Here is a 15,899-nt window from a genome sequence, read left to right as displayed (position 1 = left end):
CGTTTTGCCTACCTATGCCCAATCAGACCATCAAGACCCCCTGCATCGGCCTTTGCTCCACTGTTTACGGTGACTTGGTGTGCCGTGGCTGCAAGCGTTTCCACCACGAAGTGATCCACTGGAACGGCTACAACGAGGAAGAAAAACGCGCGGTGTGGCTGCGTCTTGAGAAGTTGTTGTCCCAGGTGATGGCCGCCAAGGTGGAAATTTTCGACCCGGCGCTGCTGCGAACGCAGCTGGAACAGCGCAAGATCCGCTTCGTGCCGCATCAGTCCGAGTATTGCTGGGCCTACCAGTTGATCGCCCGGGGCGCGCGTGTCATCAACAATCTGCAAGCCTACGGGATGGTGCTGTTGCCGGAGTTTCGCGACTGGAGCCTGCCGGAATTGCGCGATGCCATCGATCGGGAATTTTTCCTGCTCTCCGAGGCGCATTACCAGCGCTACATTGCGCCGGGGTTTCTCAAGGATGCGTTTGGCGAGTGATTTTTAGAAGCTTCGCGGGCAAGCCTCGCTCCTACAGGATTCTCACCGTCTGTAGGAGCGGGCTTGCCCGCGAAGGCGGTTTACCCGGCGCTGCAAATCTCAATGCTTGACCGCCAGCTCCTCCAGGTGATCCTCAACTTCCTGTGGCTTGAGCACCAGCACATCGCTTTCCACCGCATCGAGCACCACTTCCGCCGTATTGCCGATCAACGTTCCCGATAATCCGCTGCGCGCCACGGTGCCGATCACCGTCACCGCCGCCTGCAGTTTGTGCACCATGAATGGAATCAGCACATCCGCCGGGCCCTCGGCGATGTGCAGGTGTTCGTTGTCGATGTCGAACTCGGCCTGGAACGCCTTGCACTGTTCGCGATAGCGCGCCTCGATGGTTTCGCTCAGCTGCAGCGTTGGGTCGGCCGCCGACAGCATCGGCGACGGATGAGCACTGATCACATGCAGGTGCGCCTTGGCCAGGCTGGCGATGTCGTAGCCGTAGTCGATGATGCTGTTGTGCAAATGACGGTGCTCACTCTCCATGTTGCCAACGTCGATGGCCGCCAGGATCACTTTGTCCTTCCACGAGCCTGCGGTTTTCACCAACAGCACCGGGGTAGGGCAGTGGCGCAGCAGTTTCCAGTCCACCGGGGTCAACAGGGCCTTTTTCAGCGAGCTGTCGGGGAAATGCTGTTTGATCACCAGGCCGCAGCCTTCGGCCTGCTGCACGTCGATGATGGTTTCGTGCAGGCTTTCATTCCAGGCCTGCTCGGTCGTGACGCTGTATCCGTCTTGCAACAGGGCAGCCTTGAGTACACCCAGCATGGCGCTGTGGTCGTGCTTGCGGTCACAGACCAGCAGGTGCAGGTGCGCCTGGGTCACGCCGGCGATGAGTTTGGCTCGTTTGAGCGCCAGGCTTTCCGAATGCTCGGGGTCGATGACCACCAGAATGCTGCGAATGGCTTGCATGATCGGGATCTCCTGAAAATGAAAAAGCATGGCGTTGCACAACTATAGTTCCTGCGCGGCATTCGGTGGCTTGATGCATATCAACGGTGTGACTGGTGGTCTTCGGGCAGGCCGGTATAATCGGCGCCCTTTGTTTCATACCTATTTCCGTGAGCCCCATGATCCTTCCCGAAATTCACGAGTTCCTCGGCTGCCGCACCCCGGATGGCTGGGTTCAGGCCGCTTTGGCCGACCAGGACACCTTGCTGATCGACCACAAGAATTGCGAGTTCAAGGCGGCCAGCACGGCGCTAAGCCTGATTGCCAAATATCACTCCCACGTCGATTTGATCAACATGATGTCGCGTCTGGCCCGGGAAGAGCTGGTGCACCACGAGCAAGTCATGCGCCTGATGAAGAAACGCAAGATCGGCTTGCGCCAGTTGTCGGCCGGGCGCTACGCCTCGGGGTTGCGCAAGGTGGTGCGCAGTCACGAACCGGTAAAGCTGGTGGATACCCTGGTGGTCGGCGCATTCATCGAGGCCCGCAGTTGCGAGCGTTTCGAGGCGTTGGTACCGCATCTGGACGAGGAGCTGGGCAAGTTCTACTTCGGCCTGCTCAAAAGCGAGGCCCGGCACTTCCAGGGCTACCTGAAGCTGGCGTACCAGTACGGGGACGCCAAGGACATCGCCCAGGTGATCGACAAGGTGCGGGCCGCCGAGCAGGAACTGATCGAATCGCCGGATGTGGAGTTCCGCTTCCACAGCGGCGTGCCCGCAGCCCTGTAGGAGCGGGCTTGCCCGCGAAGGGGCCATCAGCACCTGTGCAAATCGCTCAGCAGCTTAAACCCAGCCGTTCATGCCACTCGGCGATCGATTCTTCGGGATAGCCCTCGAACTGTTTATCGCCCGGCTGTACTTCGGCCTCGACCCAGGGAGCCTTGGAGTCCAACAGCAAATGCGTGTGCTGCGGTGGCACCGGTAGCGGGGTGTCGATGGCCGAGGCGAAGGGGTGGATCAGTTCCGGCCATTCGGGGCTGAACAGCCATAGACCCGAGCCGCACAGCGAACAGAAATGCCGTTCGGCGCTACTGCGATGGGCGCGCTTTTCGCCTTCGCCCTTGAGCAGGGCATGGTAGATCGCGACGTTCCTGCGCCCGCGCACCTTGAGGCTATTGGCGTCACCGGCAATGTTGATCGCATAACCACCACCGCCCTGGGTCTTGCGGCAGATCGAGCAGTAGCAGCGTTGATAGGGGTAGGGGTGGGCGCTGGTCAGGCTGAACGACACCGCGCCGCAATGGCAGGAGCCTTCGAGATGCATGGGGATCTCCCGTGGCAAAGTTGTTCGGTTCAGCCTAGAGGATATGAGGCGAAAGTGCCGACGCCATCGCATTGTTGTAGGAGCCAGGCTTGCCGGCGAACCAGGCGCCGCGGTGTACCTGTCGCACCCCGTCATCGTTCTTCGCGGGCAAGCCTCGCTCCTACAGGTGAAGCACGATAACGCAGTCCCACTGGACGCCCACGCTACACCGGGTCAGCATGACCGCCTCCAACCCCGGACCCGCCCCTATGCGCCGACTCCCCTCCCTGGCAGCCCTTAGAACCTTCGAATGCGCCGCCCGTCACGCTCATTTTGGCCGGGCGGCGGCGGAGTTGTGCGTAACCGACAGCGCCGTCAGCCATCAGATCCGCCAGTTGGAAGAACAGCTGGGAGTCTCGCTGTTTGTGCGCGAAGGCCGGCAGATTCGCCCGACCATGGCCGCCGGACGCCTGATGCAAAGCCTGCAGCAGGCCTTTGAACTGATCGGTGATGCCTGCGACGAACTGCGCGACCCTTCGTCCCTGGCGGTGTTGCGCCTGGCGGTCACCGCTGAGCTCGCGCAAAAGTGGTTGATGAGTCGTCTCTCGGATTTCTATGCGCGCTATCCGCACATCACCTTGCACCTCTACGAGCAACCCATCGACGCCACGGCACCGGGCGAAGACATCGACCTGGCCATCACCTATGGCACCGGTCCCGTGGACAGCAGTGCGTATTTCGTCCGGCCATTGCCGGCGCTGCAGTTTTTCCCGGTGTGCAGCCCTGGTCTTTTCAACCAGGGCACCCTGAAAACCCCGAAGGACCTGGCCCGCCACTGCTTGCTGCATGACGATCAGGACGGCAAGACCTGGACCGCCTGGCTCACCAGCCATGCCGGTGACCAGCGCCCCGAACGGCAACTGTATTTCGCCCACGCCGGGTTGGCCCTGGAGGCTGCGGCCCAGGGGCAGGGTGTCGCCATGGGCGATAACCTGACAGCCCAGGAGGACTTGCTCAGCGGTCGCCTGGTGCGGCCATTCACTTCAAGCATGACGGCCTTGGGGCAATACGCGCTGGTGTGCGAGCGGGTTCGCCTGGAGCGGCCTGCGGTGGCGCAGATGCTCGAATGGTTCAACGATCAACTGGTCGATTGATGAGTTGAATTCAAGTGTTCCGAAATAATCATCGTTGGCGAGGAGGGCGCGCGCAACCTTAGCCTGTGGTCATTCCAATCCCCGCTGATGAGGTTTGCCCATGGCACGTTTGCTCGATTCCACTCCCAAACTCGACGGGTTCCGTTTGCCCGGCGAATTCGAAACCAAGTCCGGCTGCTGGCTCGGCTGGCCTGAGCGCACCGACGTCTGGCGCAATGGCGCCAAGCCTGCGCAGAAAGTCTGGGTGCAGATCGTCACCGCTATTTCCCACAGCGAACCGGTCACCGTCTGCGCCTCGGCCACGCAATTCGCCACCGCGCGCCGCCAGTTGCCGCCACAAGTACGCGTAGTGGAAATGACCTGCAATGACACCTGGTTCCGCGACAGCGGGCCGTGCTTCGTGGTCAACGACGAGAGCGGTGAAGTGCGCGGCGTCGACTTCGAGTTCAACGCCTACGGCGGCCTCGACGGCGGCTTGTACTACCCGTGGGACAAGGACGACCAGATCGCGAGCAAAATCCTCGAAATCGAAGGCTTCGACCGCTATCGCGCGCCGTTGATTGCCGAGCTGGGCGGCATTCAGAGCGACGGCCAGGGCAGCATTCTCACCACCGAGCAATGCCTACTCAATCGTAACCGCAACCAGCATCTGGGCAAGGATGAAGTCACTCGCCGCCTGACCGATTACCTGGGTGCCGAGCAGGTCATCTGGCTGCCACGGGGCTGCAAATTCGACGAAACCGACGGCCACGTCGACGACCTGGCGTGCTTTGTGCGCCCCGGCGAGGTGGTGCTGCAATGGACTGACAATCGCGACGACCCGCAGTGGGAAATCTACCAGGAAGCCTACGACATCCTGCGCAGTACCCGTGACAGCCGTGGCCGCGAGCTGATCGTGCACAAGCTGCCACAACCGGACGTGCTGGAGTGGACGGCCGAAGAGGCCGAGGGCCTGGACCAACAGGACAGCACGCATACCCGTCAGGCTGGCACGAAAATCTGCGCGTCCTATATCAATTACTACGCCGGTAACACTTCGATTGTGGTGCCGTTGTTCGGCGATCGCAACGATCAAGTGGCGCTGGCGACCCTGGCCGAGCTGTTCCCGCGGCACAAGATCGTCGGCATCGAAAACTCCCGGGAAATTCTTCTCGGTGGCGGCAACGTCGCGTGCATCACCATGCCGCAGTACGCCGGCGCTGCCTGCAACAAAAAGGGCGTGTAAACATGGGCCTGCACAAACTGACCCAAGCGTTACTGCTGGTGCTTGCACCCCTGTGTGTGCAGGCCGCCGACACCGCCAAACCGGTGGTGAACCTGTATATCTGGGGCGAGTACCTGGCCCCGGACACTTTGAGCAACTTCGAGAAAAAAACCGGTATCCATGTGGTCGCCGATCACTTCGATTCCCTGGAAACCGTCGAAACCAAACTGCTGACCGGTCGCAGCGGCTACGACCTGGTGCTGACGGCGGGGCAGCACCTGTCGCGGGCAATCCAGAGCGGCGCGATCCAGACCGTGGACAAGCAGCGGATACCGCACTTTGCCGGTGTCGGCGAAGAGTTCCGACAGCACATGGCGGTGTTCGACCCGGGCAACCGATATGCCGGGATCTACGCCTGGGGCACCACTGGCGTGGGTTATCAGCAAGAGGCGGTCCAGCGGCGCCTGCCCGATGCGCCAACGGACAGCTGGGCAATGCTGTTCGACCCGACGGTGGTTTCGAAATTCGCCGATTGCGGAGTCAGCCTGCTCAACGACCCTAACGAAGTGTTCGCGGCGGTCATGAAATACATGGGGCTGGACATCAACCGCCAGAACCTCGATGACCTGAAACTGGCCGAACAGCAACTGGCGAAGATTCGCCCGTACATTCGCTACTTCGACAACGACCTGAACATCAGCGACCTGGCCAACGGCAATACCTGTGTGGCGATGTCGTGGAACGGTAACGTGGCCATTGCGGCAGGCCAGGCTCAGGCGGCTGGAAAGCCGTTTTCGTTGCAATACCGGATACCGAAAGAGGGCACGCTGATCTGGTTCGACGCCATGGTCATTCCCAAGGACGCCCCGCATCCCGAGGCGGGGCTGGCCTTGATGGATTACTTGATGACGCCTGAAGTGATCGCACCGATCACCGACACCATCCACTATGCCAACGCGATCACGGCGGCGGATGCCTTGATTGACCCGGCGATTCGCAATGATCCGGGGACTTATCCGACGCAGGCGGTGCGGGCGTCGTTGTACAGCAAGAATGACAATGGCAAGGCGTTCAACCGGGCTTTGATTCGGGCGTTCAGCCGGTTGAAGTCGGGGTTGTGACTGGCTTGGACAGTCAAGCTGAATGCAACCCTGTGGTGAGGGGATTCATCCCCGTTGGGCAGCGAAGCGGCCCCAAAAAATGGGACTGCTGCGCAGTCCAACGGGGATGAATCCCCTCACCACAGCCTACCTGCCAGGCACCCGCCACAGATACCACGCCGCCACAGTCCGATACGGGCTCCACGCCAACCCGATCTCTACCATCTGCTTACGCGTCGGCTGCACCTCCAACCCCTTGAGCCGCCGATAACCCTCGCGCACGCCAAAGTCGTCGGCCGGCAGGATGTCCGGCCGCTCCAGGCTGTAGATCAACAGCATCTCGACGGTCCAGCGCCCCACGCCGCGCAGGGTGACCAGGCGTTCGATCAGTGCTTCATCGTCCATGGCCAGTGCCGTGGCGTAATCCGGCACCACGCCGTCCAGTGCGGCCTGGGCGATGCCCTGTATGGTTGCAATCTTGCTGGCGGAAAAACCGCAACTGCGCAATCGATCAAAATCCGTCGCGACAATCTGCTCAGGCCGAGGAAACGCCACCGACGGGTACAGCGCCAGCAACCGGCCGACGATTGCATCCCCGGCCTTGGCATGCAGTTGCTGGTAGGCAATCGCTCGCACCAGTGATTCATAGGGATCGCGGGCCGCGTGAGGTTGATGCAGGCACGGGCCGATGGCGGCGATGTGCCGACGCCAATCGTCATCCAGGGCTGCCAGCCATTGGGTGGCCAGCCGATAGGGGTCAGACATGAAACATCCTTGCAGAGGCTGCCCAATGCAGCGAGTGATCAAAGGGCCAATTGCTCGGTGATCTGTACCGTCGCGTTTTCCAGCCTGAGCAGGAACGCCTTGCGCGGCTGACCTCCAGCGTAGCCGGTCAGCGAGCCATCGGCGCCGATCACCCGATGGCAGGGCACGACAATCGAGAGGCGGTTATGACCGTTGGCCAGGCCCACCGCCCGACTGGCGCCGGGTTTGCCCAGACGGGCAGCGATCGCCCCGTAGGTCGTAGTCCGGCCGTAGGGAATGTGTGCCAGCTCGGCCCAAACCTGGCGGGAAAAATCGCTGCCGGGCATGTGCAGGGCAACGCTGAATTCAGTGCGTTCGCCGGCAAAATACTCGCTCAGTTGCTCTTCGATTTGCTGCAAGTGCCCGTTATGCCCCGGCGCCACGGCGTAGCCAAAGCGGTTTTGCAGCGCCTGCACTTCCCGGGTCAGGCTGGATTGGTCGAGGAACTCCAGCAGCACCAGCCCGCGCCGTTCGGCCATGGCGATCATCGGCCCCAGCGCAGTGGTCAGGCGCGTGAACAGCAGCGGCTCACTGTTGGCGGCGCGGCCGGGTGTGATATGGAATGACTTCTGGAACGCATCGCGAAAACCGCTCAGGGATTCGTAGCCGGAGTCGTACGCAGCGTTGTCGATGGAATCCCCCTGCTTGATCCCGCCCAAGGCCATGCCGAGGCGTCGGGTGCGCAGCCAGGCATGAAAGGTCATGCCCAAATGCTGCTTGAACCAGCGGCGCAGTTTCAGCGGCTCGATGCCTTCGGCCTGTAACTGGGCGTCGGTCCAGCGCTGCTCCGGATCGGCGTCCACGGACGTGAGCAACCGCTGCACCCAGTGCGGCGCAGTCGCGGCGGCGTCCATGGGTTTGCACCGCAGGCAGGCGCGATACCCCGCCGCCAGGCACTCATCGGCGTGGGCGAAGAACTCGACATTCTCAGGCTTCGGGCTGCGTGCGGTGCAACCGGGGCGGCAGAAAATGCCGGTGGTCTTGACCGCGGTAAAAAACACCCCCTCGTAGGCGGTGTCTCGTTCGAGCATGGCGCGAACCATCTCGGCGCGGGGCGGCAGTAGCGTGTCTTGTAGGTTCATGGGTTGAGCTTATGCTGCAGGGCAGAACCCCTCCACCGGAAAATCGACAGAGAATTTCGTGCGTTGGCCGTCAGGTTCGCGAGGGGTCGCGATCCGCCAGTGCTTCCAGCAGATCCGACGAGGGCGCGAAAAACAAGCCACCGGTGACTGCCGTGCTGAAATCCAGCAAACGGTCGTAATTACCCGCGGGTTTGCCGACAAACATGTTCTCGAGCATCTGTTCCAGCGGTTCGGGCGAGCGCGCATAGCCGATGAAATAAGTGCCAAATTCACCAGCGCCTGGCCGGCCAAACGGCATGTTGTCGCGCAGGATCTTCACTTCTTCGCCATCCTTGATGAGGGTTGTCAGGGCGCTGTGCGAATTGCGTGGTTTGACTGCGTCGTCGAGTTCGATATCGGACAATTTGGTTCGCCCGATAATCCGCTCCTGCGCCTCGACGGATAATGCGTTCCAGGCATTCATTTTGTGCAGGTACTTCTGCACCAGCACATAGCTGCCTCCGCTAAATGCAGGGTCTTCATCGCCCACAATGGTGAAGCCGACAGCCTTGCGTCCGACGGGGTTTTCGGTGCCATCGACAAAACCGATGATGCTGCGCATGTCGAAATAGCGGAAGCCGTGAACTTCATCGATCACCGAAACCGCACTGTCAAGCGCTGAGAGTAGCTGCGTCGCCAATTCGAAACACAGGTCCATATGCTCAGCGCGAATGTGCAGCAAGAGATCGCCTGGGGTGGAGATTGCGCGACGTTCCTCTGGTCCGAATTCTCGGAAGTCGTGCAGCGAGGCGGGGCGTGGGTGGCCAAACAAGGTGTCCCACGCCGCGGAGCCAAAACCACAGATGCACGACAGATTGCCCGAGGGAACCCGTTTGCCGACCGAACGCGTGAGGGCGGCGATGTCTGCGCACCAGCCCCGCACTTTGCTGGCGGCGTCATCGCCGGGAACCAGGGTAGCCACGATAAAAATTGCGCTGCGGGTAATGGGGCTGCAGATGGACTGGGCGTCCGGCGTTGATTGATCCATCGGCATGTGCCCCATGACATGAGCGCGGTAGTTTGGTCAGGCCCGGCGCGCCATCAGCAACACTGAAGCCGCCGCCGACAACAACCCTGCGCAGCAGCGATTGAACATCCGCTTGCCCGAAGGCCTGGCAAACCAGCGGCGCATGTGCAGGCCCATGTAAGCGTAGGCGCCGATGGCGATCCATTCCAGCATCAGGAACAACGCGCCCAACAGCGCAAATTGTGGCGTGATGGCGCGGGTCGGGTCGACGAATTGCGGCAGGAACGCGGTGAAGATCAGGATCGCCTTCGGGTTGCCGGCCGCCACCAGAAACTCTTGCCGGGCCAACGCCAGCATCCCCGCCGGCGGGGCGCTCACTGCGGTTTCTTCGCCGGGGTTGGCGCGCCACAGTTGCCAGGCGAGATAAAACAGGTACGCGGCGCCGAGAATCTTGATCCCGTAGAACAACCATTCCGAGGTTTGCAGCACCACCGCCAGGCCGGCCGAGGCGAGGGCGATCATGGCGGCGAAGGCGAGCAAACGGCCAACACCGGCCAGGCACGCGGTGCGGTAGCCATAGCGGGTCGAATTGCTGACCGACAGCAGGTTGTTCGGGCCTGGCGCCATGTTCAGGGCGAAACAGGCCGGAAGGAAAAGGGTGAGGGTGGTGAGGTCCATGATCGGCTCCAGCAGCAGGAGCGGTATTTTTATCACAGCTGCCCAGGGGCTTGACCCATACAGTCATGGACGCAGGCAGCGTACCAGTGGCTAGCGCGCGAACTTTTTCGCCCCGGCCACACACAGGATCACCGCCACGGTGACGCCGAGCATGCCCAGGCTGACGTGTTCATGCAGCAAGGTCGCGGCCAGTGCCAGGCCGAAAAATGGCTGCAGTAATTGCAGTTGCCCGACGGCGGCGATGCCCCCTTGCGCCAGCCCGCGATACCAGAATACAAAACCGATCAGCATGCTGAACAGCGACACGTAGGCCAGGCTGAACCAGGCCGGCAGGCTGATGTTGGCCAAGGTCGCCGGCATCCGCCACCAGGTCAGTGCGGCCATGAACGGCAGCGCCAACACCAGCGCCCAGCAAATCACCTGCCAGCCGCCGAGTGTGCGGGACAACTTTGCGCCTTCGGCATAACCCAGCCCGCAGGCCAGGATCGCCAACAGCATCAGGATATCGCCTTGGGGCGAGGCCGTCAGGCCTTGGGCAGCAGCGAACCCGACCACCAGCAGGCTGCCCAGCACCGAGAAGATCCAGAATACCGGCCGCGGGCGTTCGCCACCGCGCAAGACGCCGAACACCGCCGTCGCCAGCGGCAGCAGGCCGACGAATACGATCGAATGCGCAGACGTGACGTACTGCAGCGCCAGCGCGGTCAGCAGCGGAAACCCCACCACCACGCCCAGTGCCACGATGGCCAGGGGCACCAGTTGATGTCGTCCGGGGCGTTTTTCCTTGAACAGCAACAACAGGCACAGGGCCAGAATCGCGGCGAGGGTCGCGCGGGCGACAGTGAGGAACACCGGATTGAATTCGAGTACCGCCACCCGCGTCGCGGGCAGCGAGCCGCTGAAGATCACCACGCCAATCAGGCCGTTGATCCAGCCACTGGTATTTGTCTCCAGCGTCCGGTGTTGCAGGTTAGAAGTCCGTTCCATCTCGCTCACGCTCATTGTTTGATTGCACGAATCCATCCTATGGCTGACTATCGGTACAATCAAAAAATTGTCATGGATACATCTGGACATGCCTCGATCCCGCTACAAAACGCTGGTTGACGCCTTTGCCGCTGATATCCGCTCGGGGCGCTTGCCGCCCGGTACGCGCTTGCCGACCCACCGGCAACTGGCCACGGAACACGGTTTGGCGCTGGTCACCGCCAGCCGGGTGTATGCCGAGCTCGAGAGCATGGGCCTGGTCAGCGGCGAAACCGGGCGCGGGACGTTTGTCCGGGAGACCTCGTTGCCGCCGGGCCAGGGCATTTCTCAGGCGGTGGTGGCAGCGGGGATGATCGACCTCAACTTTAACTACCCGTCATTGCCTGGCCAGGCTGATCTGCTGCGCAACGCCCTGCGCCAGCTCGCGTTGTCCGGTGACCTGGAGTCCCTCCTGCGTTACCAGCCTCACGCCGGGCGTTTGCATGAGCGGGCGGTGTTCGCCCGTCATCTGCGCGAGCGTGGCCTGAACGTGCCGGCCGAACAGGTGTTGATCGTCAGTGGCGCCCAGCACGGCCTGGCGGTGGTGATGATGAGCCTGCTCAAGCCCGGCGATGTCATTGCCGCGGATGCCTTGACCTATCCGGGCTTCAAGACGCTGGCCGAAACGCTGCATCTCGAAGTCCTGCCCATTCCCGTCACGGACAGGGGGCCTGACCTGCCTGCCCTGGACAAACTGTGCCGGATTCGATCAGTGCGGGCCGTGTACTCGATGCCGACCTTGCACAATCCGCTGGGTTGGGTGATGGACGTCGATCAGCGCGAGCAACTGGTGGCGATTGCACGCCGGCATGACCTGACGATCATCGAGGACGCGGCCTACGCTTTCCTGGCCGAAGACGCACCGCCACCCCTGGCTGAAATGGCGCCGGAAAGAACGGTGTACGTCAGCGGCTTATCGAAGAATGTCGCCACCGGGCTGCGCGTCGGTTTTGTCGCCGCGCCGCCGCAGTGGATTGGCGGATTCGAACGCACCATCATGGCGACCACCTGGAACACCCCCGGGGTGATGACCGCCATTGCAACGGGCTGGCTGGAGGACGGCACCGTCAGCAGGCTTGAGGCGCAGAAGCGCGCGGACGCACAGGCCCGGCAAGCCCTGGCCCGTGAGGTGCTGGCGGGGCTGCGGACCATCAGCCATCCGTTCTCGTATTTCATCTGGTTGCCCTTGGCCGAAGACGCCCGCGCCGACCAGATCGCCATGGCGTTGATGCGCGAGCAGGTGTCGGTGTCGCCCGCCGAACCCTTTGCGGTTAGCCAGCATGTCCCGCACGCGATACGCCTGGCGCTGGGCTCTGTGGACATGGACGCGCTGCGCCAGGCGTTGGTGAAGGTGAAGAGGGTGGTCGGTTATTACTCATGACGGGAACCGCCGAGGGGCGTTTTCTTCAATACGCGCACCGCAGCGATACTTACATTGACGCCTGGTTCAATTGACTGAGCAGGTGTGCGATGAGTTTGATCATGTCCATGGCGGCGTTTGCATTGGCCGCTTCAATCACGCCAGGGCCGGTGAATATCGTGGCGTTGGGTTCGGGGGCGCGCTTCGGTTTTCGCGCCAGTCAGCGGCACGTGGCCGGGGCGACGCTGGGGTTCGTGTTGCTGCTGGTACTGATGGGGCTGGGCTTGCATGAGCTGTTGCAGTTGTGGCCGGCCATGACGCAAGTGGTGCAGTGGGCCGGGGTGGCGTTCCTGTTGTACATGGCGTTCAAACTGGCCGCCGACAACGGGCAACTGCAGGCCAGTGACTCGGGCCGCGCGCCGTCGATGCTCTATGGTGCGGTCATGCAATGGCTCAACCCCAAGGCCTGGCTGGCCTGTGTGGCTGGCATGGGCGCGTTCGTCGCCGATGGCGAGGAGCGCCTGGTGTGGCAGTTCGCGGCGGTGTACCTGGTGGTTTGCTACCTGTCGGTCGGTTGCTGGGCCTACGCCGGGACCTTCTTGCGCGGCTACTTGCACAACCCGGCGGGCATGCGCTTGTTCAATCGAGGGATGGCATTGTTGCTGGCGGTGAGTGCGGTGTACCTGGTGTTGCCTTAGTCAGCCACGGTACTGACCTGGCGTTGCCGCCAGATGCTGCTTGAACGCCCGCTGGAAATGCGCCTGGTCGGCAAACCCGGCTTCGAGCGCCACATCGGCGATCAGCCTGCCGTTGCGCAGTTGATCCTGGGCGAACTGGATGCGCCGATTGACCAGGAAGGCGTGGGGTGTCATGCCGTAATGCTGCTTGAACGCGCGGATCAGGTAGGACGGCGACAGCTGCGCCGCTTCGCAGATATCTTCGAGCTTGAGCATTTGCGTGCAGTGCTCGTGGATGAAGTCAGCTGCGCGCTCGAGCTTGAAGTTGGGCTCGCGCAGCGTTTGTTGAGCCGGATTCAGGCGTAGCTGCACCTCGGTGAAAAACTCCACGGCCGCGCTGTGTTTGCGTAACACGTCTTGCTGATCGTCGACCAGTACCTGGTACAACGCCTGTAAGCCAACGAACAGCGCACGGTCCGTGGTATGGGTGACCGCGAACCGGCGAAACGCCTGATCGTTGCCAAACCCGAGCTGATGCTGCAAATCGGTGAGCCACGGGGTGTCGACATACAGCATCAGGTACGACCAGGGCTGATCGTCGATCGGATTGCAGGCATGCACATCACCGGGGTTCATCAGCACCACGGTGCCGGCACCGACCTCGAAGTTCGATTGCTCATGGACATAGGTACTGCGCCCGGCGGTGATCGCACCGATTGAAAAGTGCTCGTGGGCATGCCGGGTGTAGCAGACTTCGCGCCCATCGGCGATGGAGCGGGCTTCGATGAAGGGCAGGGCGTCATCGCGCCAGAAGCGCGGGGCCTTGTCGGCGTCCCTGAGCTTGGAGGGCTTCATGGTCAATCCTTGGCAGATCAGCGCCTGAGTGTATTAGCTCTCGCCGTCAAAGGCTCGTTTCAGTTCGGCGATATCGAGTTTTTTCATGTGCATCATCGCCAGCATCGCGCGTTGGGATTTTACCGTGTCTGGGTCCTTGATCATGTCCATCATCGCCACCGGGACGATCTGCCAGGACACGCCGAATTTGTCCTTGAGCCAGCCGCATTGCTGGGCCTCGACCGGCCCGCCGGCGGACAGGCGTCCCCAGAAGTGGTCGACTTCTTCCTGGGTCTGGCAGTTGACCTGGAACGAGATCGCCTCGTTGAAGGTGAAGTTCGGGCCGCCGTTGAGGCCGGTAAACGTCTGCCCGTCGAGTTCGAAGCTGACTGTCATGACCGAACCGACTTCCCGGCCGTGGAACTCCTTACCGGCTTCGCCGTAGTGAGTGATGGCGCTGATTTTCGAATGATCGAAGATCGCACAGTAGAACCTGGCGGCCTCTTCGGCCTGACCATCGAACCACAGGCAGGGGGTGAGTTTTTGCACGTGTAGCATGGCGGGTCTCCTTGGCAGGTTTTTGCATGCTGGATTATCAGCGTAGCCAGCCTCCGACGGTCTGGCCGTGCCGTAGATCGCCGAGTGTGTAAGGAATTTCTACGGGGCGTTGTCGATATGACCATGTCATGAGTCAAATAGACTGTTTTTGTGGTGAGTCGTTATGACTCGTACGTCTCCACGTGCCTGATTTACAAGGGCTCAATACCTGGCACGCGACTTGATACATCCAACGTACAACTGAACGGCTACAGGAGTACGGAAAGTGTTCCATTTCTTCAGCAACTCCCGGAATGTGCTGCACCTGTCCAGTCGCGTGCTGGGCGTCGGCCTGGCGATGTTGCTGGCAGGCATCTACGGCGCTTACCTGTATGGCGGACATCTGTCGATCGTGGCGCTGGTGTCGTTGCACGCCATGACCATCGTCGGGCCGACCCTGCTGAAAATCGGTTACGTCATGCGCCTGCTGGCCCAACACCGGTTGAGCAAACCTCAGCACGCGGTGGTGGCCTGATGGGCAAACTGGCAGCTGCTCCCGTCTTAAGCCTCGGTTTTCGCCCGTTCTTTCTCGCGGGTGCCGCGTTTGCCGCACTGGCAGTGGCGATCTGGGCCCTGTGGTTGTACGGTCGCTTGCCCGGCGCGCAACCGCTGGGCGGCATGCTCGCCTGGCATCGGCACGAAATGCCGTTCGGGTTCGCAGTGGCGATCATCGCCGGGTTCCTGTTGACGGCGGTGCCTAACTGGACTGGCCGCCGCGGGCTCAACGGGTGGCCACTGCTCGGGCTGGTGCTGATCTGGTTGCTGGCCCGACTGGCCTGGTTCCTACCGATTTCTCCTGCCTGGTTGCTGCTTTTGCAGCTGCCTTTTTTGCCGTTGTTGGCCTGGGTGCTGGGGCGCGATCTGGTGGCCGCTGGCAAGCGTGAAAACTATCCGATCCTGCTGATGATCACGTTGCTGGCCGGCTGTCAGGTCATGACATTGTGGGGTTTCCGGGCTGATGACGCTGGTTTGCAGCGGCGTGGTGTATTGGCGGCCTTATGGTTGGTCGGCGCGTTGATGAGCGTGATTGGCGGACGGGTGATTCCGTTTTTCATTCAGCGCGGCTTGAACCGTCCGGCAACGCCTGCGGCCAATCCACTACCCACCAGGGTGTTGCTGGTGAGCGGGATGCTGGCCGCGGTGACGTTTGCCATCGGTTTGGATGACGTGCCCAGGTTTTGGCTGGCGGCGTTGTTTTTATTGATGGGCAGTCTGCACCTGCTGCGCCTGTGGCGTTGGCATGACCGCGGTATGTGGCGTGTGCCGCTGTTGTGGTCTCTGTACCTGTCTTACGCCTGGCTGGTGGTGGCGGTGTTTGCCATGGTGCTGTGGCATCTGGGGCTGATGCCGCAACAGAGCCTGGCCACCCATTCGTTGGCGGTGGGCGGTATTGGCGGGTTGATTCTGGCGATGATTGCGCGGGTGAGCCTGGGGCATACCGGGCGGCCGTTGGTGCCCTCGAAAGTCATCGTTGTGGGGTTTGCCCTGGTGCTGCTGGCGGGTCTTTCGCGGGTGTTGCTGGTGTCGTTTTCCGCGTGGGGATTGGGGGTGTCGGCGTTGCTTTGGTGTGTGGCGTTTGGGCTGTTTCTGTGGCGTTACACTGGTATTTTGTTCAGGCCGAGGGTGTAGGAGCCCGGCTTGCCGGCGA

The 15,899-nt window shown here is 61.8% G+C and carries 18 protein-coding genes; 9 read left to right on the top strand and 9 right to left on the bottom strand.

The genetic code is table 11. From position 1 onward, the window contains the following. The first annotated feature begins 14 nt into the window (after window positions 1-14). Window positions 15-485 carry a DUF1289 domain-containing protein gene (locus tag HFK74_RS00615; protein ID WP_180201935.1) on the top strand — a complete coding sequence of 157 codons (471 nt, stop codon included), beginning with the start codon at window positions 15-17 and terminating at the stop codon, window positions 483-485. A gap of 99 nt (window positions 486-584) precedes the next feature. Here the strand turns inward: HFK74_RS00615 and HFK74_RS00610 are convergent, their stop codons facing one another. Further along, a complete protein-coding gene (locus tag HFK74_RS00610) occupies window positions 585-1,448 on the bottom strand; it encodes a universal stress protein (protein WP_180201934.1) in 864 nt (287 codons plus the stop codon). A 158-nt stretch (window positions 1,449-1,606) separates the two neighbouring features. Here HFK74_RS00610 and HFK74_RS00605 point away from each other — a divergent pair, with 158 nt between their 5' ends. Then, entirely contained in the window at window positions 1,607-2,215 is a 609-nt protein-coding gene (locus HFK74_RS00605; protein WP_180201933.1) for a tRNA-(ms[2]io[6]A)-hydroxylase, read from the top strand. A gap of 46 nt (window positions 2,216-2,261) precedes the next feature. Here the strand turns inward: HFK74_RS00605 and HFK74_RS00600 are convergent, their stop codons facing one another. Further along, window positions 2,262-2,750, bottom strand: coding sequence for a GFA family protein (locus HFK74_RS00600; RefSeq protein WP_180201932.1), 489 nt, complete (start codon window positions 2,748-2,750; stop codon window positions 2,262-2,264). Between the two features lie 248 nt (window positions 2,751-2,998). On the opposite strand from HFK74_RS00600, the gene HFK74_RS00595 reads away from it, so the two are divergent. From HFK74_RS00595 to HFK74_RS00585, 3 genes are all read left to right on the top strand, one after another. After that, entirely contained in the window at window positions 2,999-3,883 is an 885-nt protein-coding gene (locus HFK74_RS00595) for a LysR substrate-binding domain-containing protein (protein ID WP_180201931.1), read from the top strand. Between the two features lie 100 nt (window positions 3,884-3,983). Next, window positions 3,984-5,108: an agmatine deiminase gene (gene aguA, locus HFK74_RS00590; protein ID WP_180201930.1), complete on the top strand. Its 1,125-nt coding sequence runs from the start codon at window positions 3,984-3,986 to the stop codon at window positions 5,106-5,108. 2 nt (window positions 5,109-5,110) lie between these two features. Continuing rightward, complete coding sequence (locus tag HFK74_RS00585; protein WP_180201929.1) at window positions 5,111-6,208, top strand: extracellular solute-binding protein; 1,098 nt, start codon at window positions 5,111-5,113, stop codon at window positions 6,206-6,208. Between the two features lie 126 nt (window positions 6,209-6,334). Here the strand turns inward: HFK74_RS00585 and HFK74_RS00580 are convergent, their stop codons facing one another. From HFK74_RS00580 to HFK74_RS00560, 5 genes are all read right to left on the bottom strand, one after another. After that, complete coding sequence (locus HFK74_RS00580; protein ID WP_180201928.1) at window positions 6,335-6,952, bottom strand: DNA-3-methyladenine glycosylase; 618 nt, start codon at window positions 6,950-6,952, stop codon at window positions 6,335-6,337. A 38-nt stretch (window positions 6,953-6,990) separates the two neighbouring features. Next, a complete protein-coding gene (locus HFK74_RS00575; RefSeq protein WP_180201927.1) occupies window positions 6,991-8,073 on the bottom strand; it encodes a bifunctional transcriptional activator/DNA repair enzyme AdaA in 1,083 nt (360 codons plus the stop codon). 70 nt (window positions 8,074-8,143) lie between these two features. Then, window positions 8,144-9,106, bottom strand: a complete 963-nt coding sequence (locus tag HFK74_RS00570; RefSeq protein ID WP_180201926.1) for a Dyp-type peroxidase — start codon at window positions 9,104-9,106, stop codon at window positions 8,144-8,146. Window positions 9,107-9,136: 30 nt separating this feature from the next. Next, complete coding sequence (locus HFK74_RS00565; RefSeq protein ID WP_180201925.1) at window positions 9,137-9,757, bottom strand: LysE family translocator; 621 nt, start codon at window positions 9,755-9,757, stop codon at window positions 9,137-9,139. Between the two features lie 90 nt (window positions 9,758-9,847). Continuing rightward, the gene (locus HFK74_RS00560; protein ID WP_180201924.1) at window positions 9,848-10,744 is read right to left on the bottom strand and encodes a DMT family transporter; all 897 of its coding nucleotides are present in this window, start codon (window positions 10,742-10,744) and stop codon (window positions 9,848-9,850) included. An 88-nt stretch (window positions 10,745-10,832) separates the two neighbouring features. Between HFK74_RS00560 and HFK74_RS00555 the strand changes: the two genes are divergently transcribed. Together HFK74_RS00555 and HFK74_RS00550 are read left to right on the top strand one after the other, a co-directional pair. Next, complete coding sequence (locus HFK74_RS00555; protein ID WP_180201923.1) at window positions 10,833-12,164, top strand: PLP-dependent aminotransferase family protein; 1,332 nt, start codon at window positions 10,833-10,835, stop codon at window positions 12,162-12,164. A gap of 89 nt (window positions 12,165-12,253) precedes the next feature. Continuing rightward, on the top strand, window positions 12,254-12,841 hold the full coding sequence (locus tag HFK74_RS00550; RefSeq protein ID WP_180201922.1) for a LysE family translocator: 588 nt from the start codon (window positions 12,254-12,256) through the stop codon (window positions 12,839-12,841). On the opposite strand, the gene HFK74_RS00545 is transcribed toward HFK74_RS00550, so the two are convergent. Together HFK74_RS00545 and HFK74_RS00540 are read right to left on the bottom strand one after the other, a co-directional pair. Next, window positions 12,842-13,675: an AraC family transcriptional regulator gene (locus tag HFK74_RS00545; protein ID WP_180201921.1), complete on the bottom strand. Its 834-nt coding sequence runs from the start codon at window positions 13,673-13,675 to the stop codon at window positions 12,842-12,844. Between the two features lie 33 nt (window positions 13,676-13,708). Then, the gene (locus HFK74_RS00540) at window positions 13,709-14,212 is read right to left on the bottom strand and encodes a VOC family protein (protein ID WP_180201920.1); all 504 of its coding nucleotides are present in this window, start codon (window positions 14,210-14,212) and stop codon (window positions 13,709-13,711) included. Window positions 14,213-14,477: 265 nt separating this feature from the next. On the opposite strand from HFK74_RS00540, the gene HFK74_RS00535 reads away from it, so the two are divergent. Further along, a complete protein-coding gene (locus HFK74_RS00535) occupies window positions 14,478-14,726 on the top strand; it encodes a transmembrane sensor/regulator PpyR (protein WP_180201919.1) in 249 nt (82 codons plus the stop codon). Next, window positions 14,726-15,880 (top strand): NnrS family protein, encoded by a 1,155-nt coding sequence (locus HFK74_RS00530; protein ID WP_180201918.1) that lies wholly within the window; start codon window positions 14,726-14,728, stop codon window positions 15,878-15,880. Before HFK74_RS00535 ends, HFK74_RS00530 begins: the two co-directional genes overlap by 1 nt. Window positions 15,881-15,899: the final 19 nt, after the last annotated feature.

It is taken from the genome of Pseudomonas sp. SbOxS1, assembly GCF_013416725.1.
In the GTDB taxonomy this organism is placed as follows: domain Bacteria; phylum Pseudomonadota; class Gammaproteobacteria; order Pseudomonadales; family Pseudomonadaceae; genus Aquipseudomonas.
This window is presented reverse-complemented; position numbering and strand designations above follow the sequence as displayed.

Coding starts and splice junctions, on each gene's coding strand:
- HFK74_RS00585 (WP_180201929.1), top strand. CDS start 5,111: ATGGGCCTGCACAAACTGACCCAAGCGTTACTGCTGGTGCTTGCACCC.
- HFK74_RS00605 (WP_180201933.1), top strand. CDS start 1,607: ATGATCCTTCCCGAAATTCACGAGTTCCTCGGCTGCCGCACCCCGGAT.
- HFK74_RS00610 (WP_180201934.1), bottom strand. CDS start 1,448: ATGCAAGCCATTCGCAGCATTCTGGTGGTCATCGACCCCGAGCATTCG.
- HFK74_RS00570 (WP_180201926.1), bottom strand. CDS start 9,106: ATGCCGATGGATCAATCAACGCCGGACGCCCAGTCCATCTGCAGCCCC.
- aguA (WP_180201930.1), top strand. CDS start 3,984: ATGGCACGTTTGCTCGATTCCACTCCCAAACTCGACGGGTTCCGTTTG.
- HFK74_RS00560 (WP_180201924.1), bottom strand. CDS start 10,744: ATGGAACGGACTTCTAACCTGCAACACCGGACGCTGGAGACAAATACC.
- HFK74_RS00550 (WP_180201922.1), top strand. CDS start 12,254: ATGAGTTTGATCATGTCCATGGCGGCGTTTGCATTGGCCGCTTCAATC.
- HFK74_RS00600 (WP_180201932.1), bottom strand. CDS start 2,750: ATGCATCTCGAAGGCTCCTGCCATTGCGGCGCGGTGTCGTTCAGCCTG.
- HFK74_RS00540 (WP_180201920.1), bottom strand. CDS start 14,212: ATGCTACACGTGCAAAAACTCACCCCCTGCCTGTGGTTCGATGGTCAG.
- HFK74_RS00595 (WP_180201931.1), top strand. CDS start 2,999: ATGCGCCGACTCCCCTCCCTGGCAGCCCTTAGAACCTTCGAATGCGCC.
- HFK74_RS00580 (WP_180201928.1), bottom strand. CDS start 6,952: ATGTCTGACCCCTATCGGCTGGCCACCCAATGGCTGGCAGCCCTGGAT.
- HFK74_RS00565 (WP_180201925.1), bottom strand. CDS start 9,757: ATGGACCTCACCACCCTCACCCTTTTCCTTCCGGCCTGTTTCGCCCTG.
- HFK74_RS00545 (WP_180201921.1), bottom strand. CDS start 13,675: ATGAAGCCCTCCAAGCTCAGGGACGCCGACAAGGCCCCGCGCTTCTGG.
- HFK74_RS00575 (WP_180201927.1), bottom strand. CDS start 8,073: ATGAACCTACAAGACACGCTACTGCCGCCCCGCGCCGAGATGGTTCGC.
- HFK74_RS00555 (WP_180201923.1), top strand. CDS start 10,833: ATGCCTCGATCCCGCTACAAAACGCTGGTTGACGCCTTTGCCGCTGAT.
- HFK74_RS00530 (WP_180201918.1), top strand. CDS start 14,726: ATGGGCAAACTGGCAGCTGCTCCCGTCTTAAGCCTCGGTTTTCGCCCG.
- HFK74_RS00615 (WP_180201935.1), top strand. CDS start 15: ATGCCCAATCAGACCATCAAGACCCCCTGCATCGGCCTTTGCTCCACT.